Annotated in this window: 16 protein-coding genes and 1 pseudogene; 3 read left to right on the forward strand and 14 right to left on the reverse strand. The window is 50.4% G+C overall.

All coding sequences use genetic code 11. The annotated features are described in order from the left end of the window. Positions 1-170: 170 nt before the first annotated feature. From HQN87_RS04165 to HQN87_RS04205, 10 genes and pseudogenes are all read right to left on the reverse strand, one after another. Positions 171-1,442, reverse strand: coding sequence for an adenosylhomocysteinase (locus HQN87_RS04165; protein ID WP_173128238.1), 1,272 nt, complete (start codon positions 1,440-1,442; stop codon positions 171-173). 25 nt (positions 1,443-1,467) lie between these two features. Continuing rightward, positions 1,468-3,099 carry a bacillithiol biosynthesis cysteine-adding enzyme BshC gene (bshC, locus tag HQN87_RS04170; protein WP_173128240.1) on the reverse strand — a complete coding sequence of 544 codons (1,632 nt, stop codon included), beginning with the start codon at positions 3,097-3,099 and terminating at the stop codon, positions 1,468-1,470. A 186-nt stretch (positions 3,100-3,285) separates the two neighbouring features. Continuing rightward, positions 3,286-4,206, reverse strand: a complete 921-nt coding sequence (locus HQN87_RS04175) for an ABC transporter ATP-binding protein (protein WP_173128879.1) — start codon at positions 4,204-4,206, stop codon at positions 3,286-3,288. 8 nt (positions 4,207-4,214) lie between these two features. Beyond that, positions 4,215-4,706: pseudogene (locus HQN87_RS32230) on the reverse strand (oligopeptide/dipeptide ABC transporter ATP-binding protein); the annotation flags it as partial. Positions 4,707-4,711: 5 nt separating this feature from the next. After that, entirely contained in the window at positions 4,712-5,659 is a 948-nt protein-coding gene (locus HQN87_RS04180) for an ABC transporter permease (RefSeq protein WP_301953151.1), read from the reverse strand. Between the two features lie 3 nt (positions 5,660-5,662). Next, positions 5,663-6,595, reverse strand: a complete 933-nt coding sequence (locus HQN87_RS04185) for an ABC transporter permease (protein ID WP_173128242.1) — start codon at positions 6,593-6,595, stop codon at positions 5,663-5,665. 226 nt (positions 6,596-6,821) lie between these two features. Beyond that, on the reverse strand, positions 6,822-8,540 hold the full coding sequence (locus HQN87_RS04190; RefSeq protein WP_173128244.1) for a peptide ABC transporter substrate-binding protein: 1,719 nt from the start codon (positions 8,538-8,540) through the stop codon (positions 6,822-6,824). Between the two features lie 150 nt (positions 8,541-8,690). Next, positions 8,691-9,077, reverse strand: coding sequence for a DUF3397 domain-containing protein (locus tag HQN87_RS04195; protein ID WP_173128246.1), 387 nt, complete (start codon positions 9,075-9,077; stop codon positions 8,691-8,693). A 6-nt stretch (positions 9,078-9,083) separates the two neighbouring features. Continuing rightward, positions 9,084-10,064 carry a ketopantoate reductase family protein gene (locus tag HQN87_RS04200; RefSeq protein WP_173128249.1) on the reverse strand — a complete coding sequence of 327 codons (981 nt, stop codon included), beginning with the start codon at positions 10,062-10,064 and terminating at the stop codon, positions 9,084-9,086. Positions 10,065-10,200: 136 nt separating this feature from the next. Continuing rightward, positions 10,201-10,848, reverse strand: a complete 648-nt coding sequence (locus tag HQN87_RS04205) for an RsfA family transcriptional regulator (RefSeq protein WP_173128252.1) — start codon at positions 10,846-10,848, stop codon at positions 10,201-10,203. 345 nt (positions 10,849-11,193) lie between these two features. On the opposite strand from HQN87_RS04205, the gene HQN87_RS04210 reads away from it, so the two are divergent. Continuing rightward, entirely contained in the window at positions 11,194-11,430 is a 237-nt protein-coding gene (locus HQN87_RS04210) for a DUF2626 family protein (RefSeq protein ID WP_173128255.1), read from the forward strand. A gap of 172 nt (positions 11,431-11,602) precedes the next feature. Then, positions 11,603-12,739 carry a coiled-coil domain-containing protein gene (locus HQN87_RS04215; RefSeq protein ID WP_216857138.1) on the forward strand — a complete coding sequence of 379 codons (1,137 nt, stop codon included), beginning with the start codon at positions 11,603-11,605 and terminating at the stop codon, positions 12,737-12,739. Here HQN87_RS04215 and HQN87_RS04220 read toward each other — a convergent pair. Both HQN87_RS04220 and HQN87_RS04225 read right to left on the reverse strand, forming a co-directional pair. Beyond that, positions 12,731-13,963 (reverse strand): extracellular solute-binding protein, encoded by a 1,233-nt coding sequence (locus HQN87_RS04220; protein WP_216857139.1) that lies wholly within the window; start codon positions 13,961-13,963, stop codon positions 12,731-12,733. The two genes, HQN87_RS04215 and HQN87_RS04220, sit on opposite strands and share 9 nt — an antisense overlap. Before the next feature lie 495 nt (positions 13,964-14,458). Further along, positions 14,459-15,790, reverse strand: coding sequence for a PhoH family protein (locus tag HQN87_RS04225; protein ID WP_173128262.1), 1,332 nt, complete (start codon positions 15,788-15,790; stop codon positions 14,459-14,461). A 107-nt stretch (positions 15,791-15,897) separates the two neighbouring features. Between HQN87_RS04225 and HQN87_RS04230 the strand changes: the two genes are divergently transcribed. After that, positions 15,898-16,473: a YhcN/YlaJ family sporulation lipoprotein gene (locus HQN87_RS04230; RefSeq protein ID WP_173128265.1), complete on the forward strand. Its 576-nt coding sequence runs from the start codon at positions 15,898-15,900 to the stop codon at positions 16,471-16,473. Positions 16,474-16,530: 57 nt separating this feature from the next. On the opposite strand, the gene HQN87_RS04235 is transcribed toward HQN87_RS04230, so the two are convergent. Continuing rightward, a complete protein-coding gene (locus HQN87_RS04235) occupies positions 16,531-16,983 on the reverse strand; it encodes a pyridoxamine 5'-phosphate oxidase family protein (RefSeq protein ID WP_173128268.1) in 453 nt (150 codons plus the stop codon). A 96-nt stretch (positions 16,984-17,079) separates the two neighbouring features. After that, complete coding sequence (locus HQN87_RS04240) at positions 17,080-18,189, reverse strand: LCP family protein (protein WP_173128272.1); 1,110 nt, start codon at positions 18,187-18,189, stop codon at positions 17,080-17,082. Positions 18,190-18,215: the final 26 nt, after the last annotated feature.

Consider the following 18,215-nt stretch of genomic DNA (forward strand, 5'->3'; position numbering starts at 1 on the left):
CCCCACTTTTCACCACCTAAGCATAATAGATTCGCCATTAAAAATCAAAAACCTTTTTCCGGAGCAAGGTAATTTTTGCTTATTTGTCAAGAGCCTATTCTTAAGACTCTCATCACACGCAAAAGCCCGGGCCAATGTGATTGGCTCCGGGCTCGTGCAGATCCATATCGTTAATCGTTCAGATTCCAGCTGTCCAGATATTCGGTCTGTGCCTGGGTGAGGCTGTCAATGGCAATCCCCAGACTTTCCAGCTTGTAACGTGCTACCTGCTCATCCAGATCATAGGGAACATTCTCCACTTTGACGCCAATGCTCTTATAATTGTCATTCACATATTTAAGCGATAGGGCCTGCAGTGCGAAGGTGGTATCCATAATCTCTGCCGGATGGCCATCGGCTGCGCCAAGGTTCACCAGGCGTCCTTCAGCCAGCAAATACAGCTTGCGTCCATCCTTCAGCTGATACTCTTCGATATTCTTGCGTACCGTCCGCTGGGACACTGAGCGCTCCGCCAGCTCCGGCTTGTTCACTTCCACATCGAAATGCCCGGCATTGCAGAGGATCGCACCGTCCTTCATCACATCATAATGCTCACCACGGATGACATACCGGTTACCAGTGACGGTAACGAAGAAATCTCCGCGCTTCGCAGCTTCCAGCATCGGCATCACGTGGAACCCGTCCATGTGGGCTTCCACGGCCTTGATCGCGTCCACTTCCGTAACAATTACGTTCGCCCCCAGCCCCTTGGCCCGCATCGCTACACCTTTGCCGCACCAGCCGTAGCCCACTACAACCACTGTCTTGCCGGCCACAATCAGGTTCGTTGTGCGAACAATGCCGTCCCATGCCGATTGTCCTGTACCATAACGGTTATCGAACAAATATTTACAATAGGCGTCATTAACAGCCACCATCGGGAATTTCAGCATTCCTTGCTTCTGCAGCGCCTTAAGGCGGATGATACCAGTGGTGGTCTCCTCAGCGCCCCCGCGGATATTCTCCATCAGATCGGGACGTTCGGAATGCAGCAGGGTGGCGAAATCACCGCCGTCGTCGATAATCAGATCCGGCTTACTCTCCAGCGCCTTGATGTTCAATGCCTTGAACTCCTCCGGGGAGGGATTATACTTGGCGAACACCGTAATGCCGTCCTCAACAAGCGCGGCGCACACATCGTCCTGAGTAGACAACGGATTGGAACCTGTGATCGTTACCTCGGCGCCGCCCGCCTGTACTACCTTAGCCAGATAAGCGGTCTTGGCTTCCAGGTGAAGCGTGATCGAGACCTTCAGCCCCTTGAACGGCTGCTCCGCTTCGAACTGCTCACGGATACGGTTCAGCACCGGCATATGCTGGCGAACCCAGTCGATTTTGAGATGGCCTTCAGGTGCAAGCGACAGATCGGCGACAATGCTGTTGTGCTTGGATAATGAACTCATGGTAGAACCCCCTAGAATATTGTTCTTACATATAAATAATACGGTGTGTTCCACTGTAGTCAGCGGGCACAGCCATCAATTCATCCAGCCAGCCCAGGCCGTAACGGTTCAAATAATACATCATATTATAGACCCGCTCCTGCAGCTTACCCAGTGGCATAAGCGATAGCTCGATCCGCTCCCACTGGCGCAGCCCAGCCTCATTCTGCTTCTCCAACGCATCCAGTGCTTTACCCTGGAGGAAAGAGATCTGGTCGATAATCTTATCCTTGTTATTGTTGCCCAGCTTCAGCAGCCCTGCCTGAATACCGCCAAGCTGTTCAATCAGCGGCTCGTACATCCCGGAGAACGCTGTTTTGATCTCTTCGAACTTGTCTTCGAGCTTCAGCTCATCCTGAGCGCTCAGCCACTCTTTGCGCTTATCGTCCAGATGCATCCGTACATCCGTGAAGGACAAGCCGTATTTATCCATATGCTTATGAAGCGTTCCCTCTATCACTGTAAATGACATACGCGGAATAATCAGCGGCATCTGTCCGTCCAATACCTTAAAGGCTTGATGCGGAATCGCCCAGTAGGCCATTTCCCCTTGTCCAAGCACCGTAGCCAGGACAGGCAGCACATAATCCTGCATAAGCGGGCGGGTAAGCACATTGTTGCTGAACCGTTCGGGATGGCTCTCCAGCAGCTCCAGAAGTTCAGTACGGGTGAAGGATACCGTAGCTTTCCGGTCTGTGAACCGCCCCTCCACCTTATGGAGCAGAAGCCGTGCACCTTCATGAATATAGAAAAGATTAGCATTGCCCGGCGTTACATCAGCCTGCAGCTCATATCCGCTCGCCTTAATCTGTTCCGCCGCAGCAAGATAGGCCGTCTCCAGCTCATCATTCCGTTCGATCATGGAGGCGAACATCGGGGCTTCAAGCCTGCGCAGGGCAGGATCTGCAGAATCCAGCAGAATAAGTCCGAATTGCCCGAACAAAGCACCCATCAGCTTGGCAAAAGCCTCCGTCATATTCTCAGCACCCTGTGATGAAGCTGTCACCAGCTCCATAAGCTGCGGCTTGAACTCACTGTCCTGCAGCAAGCCGTCCAGCTGCGCTATCACCTGAATCCAGCTGTCTGCGTCTACCTTAATCTCGCTGACGGAAGACCGGGGTCCTTCGCCCTTTTCCAGCTTAATCCGGGTAATTTCGCCAGTGCGGTTCAGCACATACGTATGATTGACCTCATCCCAGTCATGATCCTCCCCGGCAATCCAGAACAGCGGAACGACCGGGCGCCCCAGCTGGGCAGCAGCTTCCCGGGCAGCCTGTATAGTAGTAATAGCTTTATAGACCACGAAGAGGGGGCCGGTGAACAAGCCGCTCTGCTGTCCGCCTGTCACCACCAGAGTCTCGGGCTGCTCCAGCAGCTCAAGCGAACGAAGGACGGCCTCATGGGCATTGTGCTTCCCGTTATATCTGCGTAAGTATGTAACTACGTCTGCACGGTCTGCACGTAAGCTTCCTGTACGATCCAGCCATTGTGCGCGTTCAGCCCGGCTCTCCTGGCTGCGGAAGTCCCCGCCATACAAATGTCCTACTGTTTCATATTGATGTATATAGTCACTGGCGAGCGCAGATCCGCCCGGCAGTGGTTCCGGTACAACATTCATATGCAATTGCCTCCTGTTCTAAACCTGCTATATGTAATCATAAATCGGTAAACCCTTTATGATTGTATCCAAAGTAAGGTGCGGCGTCAAAGAAAGAAGCGCCGGGATCGGGAAAACTATTCTTATCAATTGAAATAATAGGCGAGAGCTGAACGCTCCCGCCTACATAATACTACCCTTTTCATTTCAGGCAAACTGTTTGGCAACGAAATGTCCCTTGGACACCTCAATCATCTCAAAGTCGCTGTCATTTGTTTTTTCACCGGCAGCATAAATCGGGCTGCCCAGCTCATCATGCAGATGAATGCGTTTTTTGTTCGCTTCGACTTCCGGGTCTGGAACCGGAATAGCAGATAACAGCGATTTGGTGTAAGGATGCAGCGGGTTAGCATAGAGTTCTTCACTTTCCGCCAGCTCCACCATTTTGCCCAGGTACATAACAGCCACACGGTCACTGATATGCTTAACCATAGACAGGTCATGCGCGATGAAGAGGTAAGTCAGTCCGAGACGGTCCTGCAGCTCCTTGAGCAGGTTAACGACCTGCGCCTGAATCGATACGTCCAGTGCGGAGATCGGCTCATCGCAGACGATGAACTTAGGATTCACGGCAAGAGAACGCGCAATTCCGATACGCTGGCGTTGTCCGCCGGAGAACTCATGCGGATACCGGGTGGCATGGTCATGGTTAAGTCCAACCATATCCAGCAGCTCCTCAATCCGTTTCTTGCGTTCCTGCCGGCTTCCGGCCAGACCATGGATATCCAGCGCTTCCCCGATGATGTCAGATACCGTAAACCGCGGGTTAAGCGAGGCATACGGGTCCTGGAAGATCATTTGCATATCACGGCGCATGGCCTTCATCTTGCCGCCGGACAACTTGTAGATATCTGTACCATTGTATTTCACACTTCCTGCAGTCGGCTCATACAAGCGGAGAACGGTACGGCCTGCAGTAGTCTTCCCGCAGCCCGACTCCCCTACCATACCCAGGGTTTCGCCTTCGCGAATCGAGAAATTAATATTATCAACAGCCTTAAGAACTCTTCCCTTACCAACATTGAAATACTTCTTAAGACCTTCTACTTCAATCAGATTCTTGCTCAAATTCTTACTCAAACGAACTGCACCTCCTTGGCCATCGAATGCAGATTCCAGCAGCGCGCCATATGCGTATCACTGAATCTGTGGAGCCGGGGTCCATCCCTTCACAGCTATGCACTTCTTCACTGCAACGTGCTGTGAAATGACAACCGGCCGGCGGCTTAATTAGATCAGGGGAAGCTTCTGATGATTGGAATCAGCAGCTTACCCTTCTTGTGGTCAAGACGCGGCACTAACCGCACAAGACCTTTGGTGTAACGATGAACCAGTCACACATTCCGCCGGAGAATTCGTGGGGATATTGGTTAAAGCGAGCCGTCGCATCCTGTAATGCCTACTAGCTTCAGCATTTCAATACCTCGATCATTTCGCTTCGGCCGCTGACATATTCTGATGTTTGATCAAAACTTCGGTTATCTGTTTGCCCACCTTGATCGCTCAGTTCAAAGAAGTCATCGGGTCTTGAAGGATCATGCCAATATCTTGCCGCGAATGGATTCCATATGGTCTATTTCTTCAGCTTAGGGTCGAGCGCATCACGCAGACCGTCACCGAAAATGTTAAAGGAAAGCATCGTTAAGCTGATCAGGATGGCCGGGAACAGGAAACGCCACGGATAATACATCCAGCCAGTCAGTGAGTCACTGATCATTGATCCGAGTGAAGCAATAGGAGCCTGTACACCCAGTCCGAGGAAGCTCAGGAACGCCTCGGCAAAAATCGCATTCGGCACAGATAGTGTAATCGTTACGATAATCGGTCCTACAGCATTCGGCAAAAGATGCTTGAACAGCAGTCTTTTGGAACTTGCACCCATCGAACGTGAAGCCAAGACGAACTCACGGTTCTTCAGCTGCATAATCTCCCCGCGCACAATCCAGGACATGGTAATCCAGCCTGTTATGGTTAGTGCCAGGATGATGGTTCCAAGGCTTGGCTCAAGGACAACCAAGAGCAGGATAACAACCAGCAGGTAAGGGATGGAGTACAGAATTTCAGAAATCTTATTCATGATGTTGTCTACACGGCCACCGAAGAAGCCCATAATACCGCCATAGATTACTCCGATAAAGAGGTCAATTGCAGCGGCAGCAAGACCGACAATCAGTGAGATACGCGCGCCGTACCAGGTACGGACAAAGATATCACGGCCCAGATCATCTGTACCAAACCAGTGGTCGGATGAAGGAGGCTTGTTGGTGCTGAGCAGATCGTTAGAATAGTAATTGAACTTTGAGAAGAACGGAGCAAAAATTGCCGCCAGTATGATCAGTCCAAGGATACCAAGTGCGGTCATTGCCATTTTGTTCTGGCGCAGACGCTCCCAGGAATCCCGCCAAGCGGACAGACTTTCGCGCTGAATGACTTCGGCCTGCCGTTCATCAATTCCGATATGACGGAAATCGTCCGGTTTCAGGTTCGCATCCGGCGATACCAAGTTTTTGTCAGAAGCCAATGGTTAGCCCTCCTTTCCACCAGTTAGTTTGATACGCGGATCTACAAATACATAAGCAATGTCAGTGATAAACCGGGCCACCATAAGCAGTACACCATAGAAAATGGTAATCCCCATAATCACGGTATAATCGCGGACACCAATTGCTTCGACAAATTGTTTGCCGATACCGCCGATACCGAAGATCTGCTCGATAACTACAGAACCTGTTACGATGTTAGCTGTCATAGGTCCCATATAGGTTACAACCGGCAGAATCCCGTTGCGCAGCACGTGGCGGCTCAGGATAGCTGCCCAGCTTAGGCCCTTGGCCTTAGCCGTCTTGATGTAATCCGCATGCAGGACTTCCAGCATACTAGATCGCGTTAGCCTCGCTATGAAGGCTATCGGCTGCGCTGATAGTGCGGCGACAGGCAAGAAATAATACATCGGCCCCTTAAACCCGGAGACCGGGAACATATGGAGCTTGTAGGCAAACACATATTGCAGCAGCGAGGCGACTACAAAGCTCGGAACCGCAATCCCCAGCACCGCCAGCACCATTGCTGCACTGTCTATAAACTTGCGGTGATAGAGTGCCGCCATCATGCCGAGAAAGACACCGACAATAACCGACACAATAATTGCGATAACCCCCAGCTTCAGAGACGCCGAGAATGTCTGGCCGATCAAGTGAGTTACATCCTGATTCAGACGCTTCATGGATACACCAAGATCACCTTGGACAATTTCACCCAAATACTTGAAATACTGATGATAGAGCGGCTTGTCCAATCCATACTGCTCGTATAAACGCGCTCTTATTTCTGGTGGAATCTTCTTCTCAGCCGTAAACGGGTCCCCCGGAATAGCTTTCATCAGAAAAAAGGTCGCTGAAATCAGTACGAACAGCGAGACAACCATATAGAAAAACTTATTGGCAACATAACGGGCCATCCCCATCAACACCTCCTTTGACTTTTTTTAAGACACATAATTAGATTTTATGAAAAAATTGGCCATTTGTCTAATTTCTTATTTTGTAAGTTCGTGAAATGTTTAACAAAAAGCCTGAAATGCAAAAAAAAGGGATATATATGGAATTCCACATATATATCCCGAAGTGTACTGCTCCCTTCAGACTACCACTATTCAGTTAAGCAATCTCAAGGTTCTGCCAAACTTAGTGCTCGAGCAGATAGCCGCGAGTGAAGTCAATGGCACCACTGAAGTCAAGAGTTACACCTTTGAGGTACTCTTTACTCAGGGAGTTGTTTGTGTAGTAGTAGAACGGAATCAGAATCATATCATCCTGGATGATCATTTTTTCTGCTTGAGCAAACAATTCTTGACGTTTTGCCAGGTCGGAGCTTGTTTTAGCTTCGTTAATCAGCTTGTCATACTCAGGGTTAGCGTAACCTGTATCATTGTTACCGCCGCCTGTTACCCACATATCCAGGAAGGTCATTGGATCATTGTAATCCGCAGTCCAGCCGGCACGTGCGATCTGGTAGTTCAGGTTCTGACGGTTGTCGATAAATACAGCCCATTCCTGGTTCACAGTGTTAACAGTGATACCCAGAGCCTGTTTCCACATATCAGCTACAGCCAAAGCAATTTTCTTGTGGCCTTCACTTGTGTTGTAAGACAGTTCAACCGGTGGCAGTGCAGTCAGGCCTTCTTCAGCCAGACCTTCAGCCAGCAACTTCTTAGCTCCTTCAATATCTTCTTTGAAGTAGTCGTCTTTGACTGCATTACGGAATTCACCGTCAGCGCCGGCGATACCCGGAGGTACATAACCAAATGCAGGGATTTGTCCACCCAATGTTACATTGTCGATCAGTGCCTGACGGTTAATAGACATTGCCAGGGCTTTACGGATTTTAACGTTGTCGAACGGTTTTTCTGTGATGTTGAATTCATAGTAGTAGGTACTTGCGATACCTTTTCTCTGGAACTCGTTAGGAAGCTCTTTCTGTACGATTGGAATCTGTTCCTGCGGGATTTCACCGTGTGGTGCGCCAGCACGGTCAAGTTCGCCGTTCTTGTAGCTCAGCAGTTCAGTTGCGCCGCTGTTAACCAAGGAGAAGTCAATTTTGGCCAGCTTAATGCTAGCAGCATCCCAATACTTATCGTTCTTGCTTACTTGCAGGGATTGGCCGGTAGTCCACTCAGTCAAGGTGAACGCACCGTTAGTGATCATAGTATCTTTGCTTGTTGCCCATTTCGCATTACCCTCAACGGATTTGTGTACAGGGTAATAAGTATAGAAGGACAGAAGTCCAAGGAAGTAAGGAGTAGGTGCTTTCAGCGTAACTTCAAGAGTTTTCGCGTCAACAGCTTTTACGCCCACTTGATTGAAATCTGTAATTTTCTTTCCATAATATTCTTCAGCATTCTTCAGGTAGTACAATTGGTAAGCATATGGTGCGGTAGGATCTGTGTTTGGATCCAGCACGATTTTCCAAGCGCGAACAAAGTCAGCAGCCTCTACAGGGTCGCCGTTGCTCCATTGTGCATCACGCAGGTGGAAAGTATATACCAGTCCGTCAGCGGAAACATCCCACTTCTCGGCAATACCTGGCTCAGCTTGGCCAGTCTCATCATTCATGCGGGTCAAGCCTTCATACATAGTTTTCAGGACGGTGTTGGCTTGGCTGTCCTGAGCTTGTGCAGGGTTAAAAGTAGGTGGTTCTGCAGTCAGGTTAACTCTCAGTGTCTGGTCAGCAGCCAGTTTCTCGTCACCTGTTGTTCCTGTGTTCGTGCTGCCCTCTGGTGCAGTCGTCGCCGCTGCATTGGTGCCGCTGTTTGCATTGTTCTTGTTTCCGCCGCAGCCAGCAAGCACTGTGCCGATAACCAAAACTAATGCGAACATGAGCAATAGACTTTTACTCTTCTTCATCTAGCAGTTCCCCCTAAATAGAATGTGGTATATGGTTTATGATTATACAACCAGTGGTCAAAAAAATCTAGAGCAATATTTTCTGAAAACGACTTTTTTTTAATTCTTTAAAATTTTGTGACGTTGACGCTTCACCGGAGCAGTGGAACGTTACATCGCTTGTGATATGTATTGAATGAGGCCTACAATCATAAATAATACGTAACCTACGCCGAGAAAAAAGAAAGAAAGCCGCCATACTGCACGGAGTAGCCTTTTTCCGTCTACCCCTCCTTTGAGCCGGTTTTGCGCGCCGCCAATCAGTCCGGCGGATATTAATACAATAAGTAGTATAAGAAAGAATCCAAAGGTTGAATTAAAAACAATATTGAACAGTCCAGAAACTGACAGCAGCAGAAACAATGTAGTGATGTCCATTGCCATCATCATCGTTTTTCTTTTATCATGCCTTAACCCAATCCCTGCGAAATACACAATCAAAAAAGGAACAATCGGAATAACGCTTAACACGCCGAACGAATTCCGGAGAAATTCCAAACAGCCTCACCTCTCCCTCACAGTCATGCCTTCTACCAGCCCGCAGATCCAGCGGTGCAGCGGAGCCTCAACGCCCCTTTGCAGTCCAATATTCACAATGCTTCCATTAATCCAGCGAATCTCCGTCTCCCGGTCAGCAAGCACATCGGCCAGCATGGATGAAATATTGCCCGCCGTCGCGCGGCATACTTCAAGAATAGCCTCCCAGGTCTGCTGCTTAAGGGTAATCCCGCAGGCATCGAATATACGGGCGGCCTCTGCATACAGTTCCTTCATGAGCTGTACACGTTCAGGGGAAGCCAGCAATTCGCCGTTCGGGACCCGCCATATTGCGGTTAGAGGATTAATTACAGCATTGATCATGAGCTTCCGGTAAATGATGGTATCCACTTCTTTCGACAGAGAAGCGTTGAATCCTGCTGCGCTCAGAGCTTTTATGAAACTAATTACTGCAGCAGGTTCAGAATCCGGCAGAGCTGTTTCATTAATATGGATAGATGAGCTGCTCTTTCCTATACATATTTCCCCTTTACCTGCATGAATAACCTCTGTTAATGTTTTCCTCTTGGCCGCCTCTGTTGTTACAGCCGCCCAGATGGATGACTCCGGCAGCAGCTCCTGAAGCAGCTCCAGGTGTCCGCAGCCGTTCTGGAATCCTATCATTATAAGTTTCCGGTCCTTAAGGGGCTGAAGAAGCTCCGGAAAAGCTTCATGAAGCACCTTTTGTTTGACGGTGATCAATGTAACATCCCCGGGATCGGTCAGCTGCCGCTGCGCATACTTCCCCACCGGTTCAGCAGAGAAGCTCCCGCCTGCCAGCAGCATTGCTGCTCTGTCGTCTTCATAGCTAAGCGTTAGCCCGTGCTCCGTCAAAGCCCGGCTCTGCTGCTCACTCCGGCACCATATCCGCACTTCAGCTCCGCCAGCGATAAGCTTGCCTGTCAGCAGCAGCCCCAGAGAGCCCGCGCCGATCACATCTATTCTCATGCCAATGCCGCCTTCCAGCCAAGCTCCAATAATTTTCCTAATTATATCCTGCCCGTCTCTTCAAAAGCAAAACAAAAAACCCTGCAACACTGGTGCTATACGGCACTGGAGCTGCAAGGTTCGCTGTATTCCTATTCTATTCAATCCGTTCCAGGTTTCCATTCGCGTCCATTTTAAACCGGGTCTTCTCTTCATCCTCTTCATTAAGAAAAGCAAGTCTGCGGGCACGGTCCATAATCTGGATCAGCGCCTTGTAATCATCATTGACCACTCGGTAATCGCTTTGGGCCAGATTGACTTCCTTGGACAAGCGTTCATTCTCAATTCTAAGCTCTGTGAGTTCATCTTCCTTCTCACGCAGATCCCGCTCCAGCATCTTAAGCTGTCTGCCAGCCTCCTGGAACGTTCCTTTCCATTGTCTCAGAAACCGGATCACAGCATCAATAGACAAGCTGTTCTCGCTTAAGCCTTCGCTGCGTCCATAGTCTTCCTCAATGTCTCCCAGAATTAATCCGGCGACTTGCGCCCCCCGGGAGGACGGCTGTTTTTTCAGATAACTCCGTTTCTGCCGCTGGCTCTTGGCAATTCCGATAGCATCCTCGTAACTTTTGCGCACGCAGCTGTTCCAGCGGAAACCGCAGGCAGCCGACGTTCTGCCGATTTTCTCACCCACCTCTTCAAAAGCAGCAAGCTGTGTGCTGCCTTCACGGATATGACGCAGCGTTATTTCTGCCAATATCAGATCATCTTCCGCACTCCAAGCATCCTGTCTAACGGCTGTCATAAAGCCAAACCCTCCTAACAACATCATGAAATAACCATCTTCAGAACCGGCAGCTCCGCCGGGTAGTGAATAGGGATAAAAGCTGCTTACTCCATTTCTATGCCTCTATTAGAGTTCATAGAATCTATTTGATACTAAATTGTATTGCCAATTTGTCTGCACCTCATACTACCTTTGCTATAAATTCTCTTTTCAGCCGTAAAAGGCTTGTGTCAATTATAAAAATCATATTTTTTATAAATTTCTGTAATTTTTTCGATGAATTCGTTTACAGTGTTTTAGACAGCCGTTATAATGAATGGTAAGCAGCAGTAGCCGGATTCATACTGGAAGGGGGACCCTCTCTTGGACCGCATGTTTCGCGTATTGGGATTTTTCACACTCGCCATCGGACTTATGGCTTTTGCCGGTAATCTCACGGAAATGGCCCTGTTATTCTTTTTGCAAACCGCTTTTTTTGTGATTTTGGGGTACATGAAGTTTACGGAAAAGACCTACATCCTGCTCTTTTGGGGCTATATGATCCTGACGTTTACAGGCTTCAGCTACTGGACGATATTTGAAATGGGATTGCCGCTGTAACGCATATATATAGGAACGAAACGGATATGGCTTCTTGCCTTAAGGAAGCATCTCCGTTTTTTTGTTTGCAGAATTATAGTTCCGGGAGTTCAAAAACAGGGTATGATATTTTAACAGGCCGAAACATATGTTTAGTATAGCCCTGTTAAACTCTGCTCAAGGTGGTGATGTGGTGTTATTCCGTAATTGCTTACGCCGGTTATTCGCAGCCGTATTCATTCTCACCTGCATCCTTGTGCCGCCGGCTTCCACGGTATATCTGTCTGCCGGTACCGGCTCCAGCTCTGGAGTCAGTGCTTCGCCGCCCTCTATGCCGGATAATGAAGAAACCCGCAAACTGCTGGAGCAGACGCTCTCCTCTGCAGAGATTGAACGCGAAATTGCCCGGATTACTGTGGAGCAGCAGACACTCGAACACGAAGTCGCGATGCTGGAGAAGCAGGCAGCCGACAAGCAGACGAGTATCGCGGATAAGCAGGAACAGGCCGGTGCGGTTGTGCGGGCGTATTATATGGGGGAACGGGACGGACTTCTTACAGCCTTCCTGTCTGCCAAAAGTATCAGCAGATTGCTCGCTCTAGTCGATTATTATGAGATTATTATGGGGCAGGACCGGAGAACGCTCACGGAGTATGAGGATCAGTATAAAGATCTGAAGAGCACGCTCACAGCCGCCCAGCGCAGCAGCAAGGAGCTTACAGAGCTCAAAACTGCACTTGAAGAGCAGCAGACACGTGTGCTCGCCTTGAATAAGGAAATCGAAGGCGGTATTCAGGCCAGTACAGATCCCGCGAGTATGGAGCGTCTGCTGGAGGAGTTCAGCAAATATTGGGAGAGTATCGGACTTCATGAGGTACGGACCTACTTCAAAGCATTAGCGTCAGCCATGAAGCATCTGCCGGAGTTCGTCCAGAACCGGGATGGCGTGCTGGTCCGCAAGGGGATGACTTATAATCTGGCGCTTTCGCAAGAGGATCTGAATACGTTCCTGGTCTCGCAGAACAAGTTATTCCAGGATTTCCGCTTCGAGTTCAAGGACCATTCGATTACGGCTACGGGACAAAGCGGGGGCTTGTCGCTGTCGCTGACCGGACGGTATACCATCCAAAAGGAGCCGGTCAACGGCTTGATGTTCCATGTTGATCATGTAGTCTTCAATGGGCTGGAGCTGCCGGATACGACCCGCCAGGCTCTGGAGGAAGAATTCGATCTCGGCTTCTATCCGTCCAAAATCGTCTCCTTCCTGCAGGCCACCGAGGTATCCAGCTCGGATGGCATCCTCCATGTGAAGCTGTCCCTCTCATTCTGAAGGGGGCTTCACCTGAGCTTCATAGCCGGCTGCATCCAGCTTGCCGGTCAGCAAACTGAGCGCCGCTTCCGCCTTCCGGTTCCACTCAGCTTCTGAGCCTGAGCCGGGAGTGTTGTCCTCTGCAAAGAACCATCCGGCATCCATGGGCAGCCGCTCAAGCTTAAGCTGGTCCGAGCGGTACAGCTCGTCCAGTGCAGGCAGACGGTCCGTGTTCTTCAGCCATTCCAGCTGGGCAGTGCTTGAGGTTACATAGGCCAGCCACTTGACTGCTGCTTCAGGACTGCCGGATTGGGCCGGAAGGGCGAAAAAGCGGCTGTTGATGACCTCATAGCGATGTGCGCCCTCCTGTTCCTGCGGCACCTGTACCGCCAGCGCCGTGTTCCCGTGCTTCTTCCATTCCGAGAGCGGCACTGCCGCCACCGCAAGCTGTCCATCCTGCAGCATCTCCCAGATCTTCTGGTTGTACCGGCTGGTCAGATAAAAATAACTGCGTGCCCCTTCTGTCCACTGTGCCTGAGCCAGACCCGCAGACAGCAGCCCGCTGCCCATGCTCTGCAGCACCGCAGCATACCCGTACGGATTCCGCGTATCCATAGCCAGCAGATATCGGTTCTTCTCCGCTTCACCCTTCAGCCGTGCAAGCAGCTCATTCCATTGTTCCAGATTTGTCGGTGCTTGCGCCAGACCCAGCTTGGCGAGCCGTTCCGGGGAATATACCAGCACATAAGGATCGATATCCAGCGGCACCCCCCAGTTGTATCCGTTCCACTGCATCTGCGGAATAAGCATCGTAAGCGGCGTGCTTCCCGGAACACTCTGATAGATATCTACAGGAAGCAGATATCCCCTGGTCGCCAGATCATAAATGCTGTGACCGTCAAGCATCACGATATCCGGACTGGCCCCAACGGTCAATTCCTCCCGCACCTGCGCCGCCCCGTCTTCCGAATCTACATTTTTAAGCATTACGTTAACTCCGCTGGACAAGGTATAATTCTTGCTGATCCGCTCCAGGACACTGAATTCCTCGCGGCTAAGCGATACGCGGATGTTAAGGCTCTGAATCTCCCCTGCTTCACCTGAAGGAGGACGCTCTGATTGGTCAGGCGGCTGTCTGGGCGGATAGTTACCGTTGTCCGTATCCAGCTCCATACTGGGCGACAAGCTTGTCAGCGCCAGCAGCAGAACAGCAAACAGCAGCCAATAATTTTTGCGTTTCAGCACATGCTCTCTCTCCTTCGGCTGTTTCTTATTCCTCATTTTAGCAGAGATGCTCAGCCTTGTCTGCGTTTGTGAAACCGTTCTCTTTATATAGAAGGAAACGGCGGGATCGAAGTATCTGAAGAGCATGGCCGCAATTTGGGCGGTAGTCGCACCTGCGGTGAAATTTGGGCTTCCGGCCGCTGTTGACTCCAGATTTCTTCGATTAGACCGCTGTGTGCGGTTGAAATCCGGAGTCAAAGGCGGACGCTGCCCCTCCTACAGCTCCAAATTCCCCCTCCGGTGCTATCGCCATGTTGCTCCAGCTAATCCCAGCCAAATCCCCTCCCGCCGCTTCCGGGGGCGAGCAGGTAAAAGCCGGGAGTGGTCATCTCCCGGCTGGTAAAACAAGTATCTCTGACTGAGTAAAGAATATCAGCCAGTAAACCAAGCTAGTAGAACCGAATCCGATAAATCCAGACATATGGTTACTACCACGCTGCTTGGAGCCTTGAGTGACTACAGCAAATCCGCAGCCAGCTGAGCCAGATGCGAACGCTCACCCTTTTCAAGAGTGATATGGCCGCTGACGCCCTGCTGCTTGAACTTCTCCACGATATAGCTGAGTCCGTTACTCGCCGCATCCAGATAAGGATGGTCAATCTGCTCGGGATCACCCATCAGGATCACCTTGCTGCCTTCACCGGCACGGGAGACGATGGTCTTCACTTCATGGCGGGACAGATTCTGCGCTTCATCAATGATAATGAACTGTGACGGAATCGAGCGTCCGCGGATATAGGTCAGAGCCTCTACCTGGATGCTTCCCAGGCCCATCAATATTTTATCAATATCCCCTGCTTTCTTTGTATCGAACAAGAATTCCAGGTTATCATAAATCGGCTGCATCCATGGACGGAGCTTCTCATCCTTCTCTCCCGGCAAGTACCCGATATCCTTACCCATCGGAACAACCGGGCGGGCAATCAGCAGCTTCTTGTATTTATGCTCATCCTCCACCTTGAACAATCCGGCGGCAAGCGCCAGTAGCGTCTTGCCTGTTCCCGCCTTGCCGGTGATGGTAACCAGCGGAATGTCATCATTCAGAAGCAGCTCAAGTGCCATCCGCTGCTGGGCATTCCGGGCGCTGATCCCCCATACTGCATCGTTGCCGAGATAGAGCGGCTCCAGCCGGGAAGCGTCGCTGTTTACCTTCAGCAGAGCAGATTTGCCGCTGCCAATCTCATCCTTCAATATCACAAATTCATGCGGATATAGCGGATAGGACAACGACAATTGCTTCGTGGACAGGTAGCGCTGGCTGTAGTACTCATCAATCAGCGATGGATGAGCCATCAGCGACTGGCAGCCGTTATAGAGTTCATTCAGATCTCCGGTGCGGTCGGATAAATAATCCTCCGGAGTTATGCCAAGCACATCCGCTTTGATCCGGACGAGTACGTCTTTACTTACAAGTACCACAGGACTGGGATCAGCCTTCTCATTCTCCTCATGGAGATAGTTAAGTGCTACAGCCAATATCCGGTTGTCATTCGAGACTTCGCCGAACATCTCCTGTACCTTTACGAAGCTGCGGTGGTTAAGCTCTACCTTCAGCGTACCTCCATGGTCCAGTACCACTCCGCTGTGCAGGTGGCCCAGCTCCCGGAGTCCGTCTAACAAACGTGACACAGTGCGGGCGTTGCGGCCGATTTCATCGGCATTACGTTTTTTGGAGTCGATTTCTTCCAGGACTACAGCAGGAATGACCACCTCATTCGCCTTAAAAGCAAAAATCGAATTGGGGTCGTGCAACAGCACGTTGGTGTCCAGTACGAATATCTTTTTCATGTTATCCCCTCCACAGCGCCTGGTTTGATTGATCCATACATAACTCTATTCAGCAAGGGCAAGATAAGAGTAACCACTGATTCTCAGGCTGAAAGGAGTACGCACATATGAGAAAATCAATGTGTCTGTTGCTGGTACTGCTGCTGCTGACAAGCTGCGGTATCGCTAATAAAGAGACATCACCCTCTCCTCAGGATAAACAATCGGCTAAGGCTTTAGACCGTCAGGGGAACCGCGGAGTACGGACTTTATCCGAAGATGGTACAACTGCCATTGAACCCACACCGGGATCGGGACAACCCGCACGCGGTAAGGGCGACAGCGATGTTGCACTTAAGGACCATTTTGAACAATTAGCTAAAAGAGTTCCCGGTGTCAAAGGCGTCCACTGTGTCGTTATGAACAATCTTGCCGTTGTCGGCATTGATGTGGACGGGGCGCTTACCCGTTCACGGGTCGGAAGCGTGAAGTACTCTGTAGCTGAAGCGATCCGCAAGGACCCCAGAGGCGTAAGAGTCCTGGTCACTGCCGACATGGACCTCAGCAGCAGGCTGGCCGAGATGGGCAAGCATATTGCCAAGGGCAATCCGGTCTCCGGCTTCGCTTCTGAAATGGCCGATATTATCGGCCGGATCATCCCGCAGCTTCCGGAGGATATAGAGCCGCAAGGGAATACCCGATAGCAGAGCGTATGACAAATCCTTGTTATTTTTGGACGTAAAAAGCCTAGTGACAGCACACTAGGCTTTTTGCATGGCGGTAAACACTTGACCGTCCAGCTTCTCCGCCGCACGTGCATCGTATACCTTCGCATATTTTGGAGCAGATTCCAGATGGGCGCCGTAGAACAGCGCATTGCGGACTGCTTCAATCTCAACATCAAAACAGCACATCTTGAACGGGACATCCGCTAGTGGGTCCTGCCTAACCGCAGCACGGCCGTTGATGGCATGTACAGTCCCCTCACCAAACACTGTAATCGTTACCAGCGGGTTCACCTTCATGTTGTTCACAAGCCGGGAGCGGTGGTCCACAGCCAGCCGGACAATAGACGGGCTCACTGCATAGATCCAGGAGATCGCAGTCGACGTAGGTCCTCCGGATTCTGCATCCACAGTATTAAGAAGAACAAAGGTTTCTGATTGCAGCATAGCTAGCAAAGTTTCATTGAGCTGAGCAACGGCTTCGGACATAGTTACAGGCCCCCTATGCGGCATGAGTACATTCAATTTATTATATTATAGCACAGGACAAAACTTGCATTCAATTTACAGAGAATGTACCCTGGCTCATCGGCTGCCTGCCGCCACGGAAGCAGAGACACCGGATATCCGGTCCTGCAGGCTTTTCTTGGCCGCTTCAAGCTCTTTGTCGTTAATATATACATAAGGACTGCGCCAGGTTCCGGTAACCGGCACATATTCGACATTCTCCTTGGAAATATCCCAGTAGGTGGCGATCAGACTCTTAATCTGCGCATTTTCAATATCGCTCTCCAGGTTATCGTCCACTGCGTCCAGCACCCGGCCGATTTTGAGTACACCGCCCAGCGACTGCATCTGGGAGATCAGTGAATTCAGCACCTCGTTCTGGCGTTTATTGCGTTCAAAATCATCGGAAGGCTTCGTAGCCGGTTTGCAGTTGGACTTACGGTAACGTACATAATCAAGGGCTTTGTCTCCGTTTAGCTGGGCTTGGCCCTTCTTGAGATTAATATCTGTGCCGTCCACGCTGTCCGTATAACACATATTTGCGCTGATATTAACGTCTACGCCCCCGAATTCATCCACAATATCCCGGAAGCCCTGGAAATCCAGCACCGTTGTATAATCAACCTCAATGTCCAGATATTTGCTCATCATCTTCTTCATCTCGTCCTCGGCAAGAATGCCTGAGGTCTTCTCTTTACCCTTGAAGCGGGAGTAAAAAGCGTTGATCTTACTCTTCTTGTATCCGCTCAGCTCGACGTATGTATCACGGGGCAATGAAACCACAGTGGCCGATTTGGTCTCCGGGTTCAAGGCCGCGACCATAATCACATCCGTCAGGTTGGACGGGTGCTTCGGACGGTTATCGGTGCCTAGCAAAAGCAGGGTCAGCGGCTTCTCTGACGCGGATTGTCCCGCCTGAACCGGCTGATCCACTCCGAATCCTCCCCGGTCAACCTTCCAGTACAAGTATCCTGCGTAACCTAAGGCTGCCAATACGGCAATCAGGAGAATGACCAGCAGGAGTCTCATCAGGCGGAAGAAGAAGCTGCGCTTTTTAGGCTTTTTCTTTTTGCTTGCGGTTGATTTTTTGGTTGTAGCTGGTGCCGTTGATCTGGGCTGTTGTCTGTTATTGGTGCTTCCTTGCGGGCTGTTCTTTCTGGGTGGCAGACCGCCCTTGCTTGTATTCATAATTGATTTAGTTCCTTTTCATTCAG

The organism is Paenibacillus tritici (genome assembly GCF_013204885.1).
In the GTDB taxonomy this organism is placed as follows: Bacteria; Bacillota; Bacilli; order Paenibacillales; family Paenibacillaceae; genus Paenibacillus_AQ; species Paenibacillus_AQ tritici.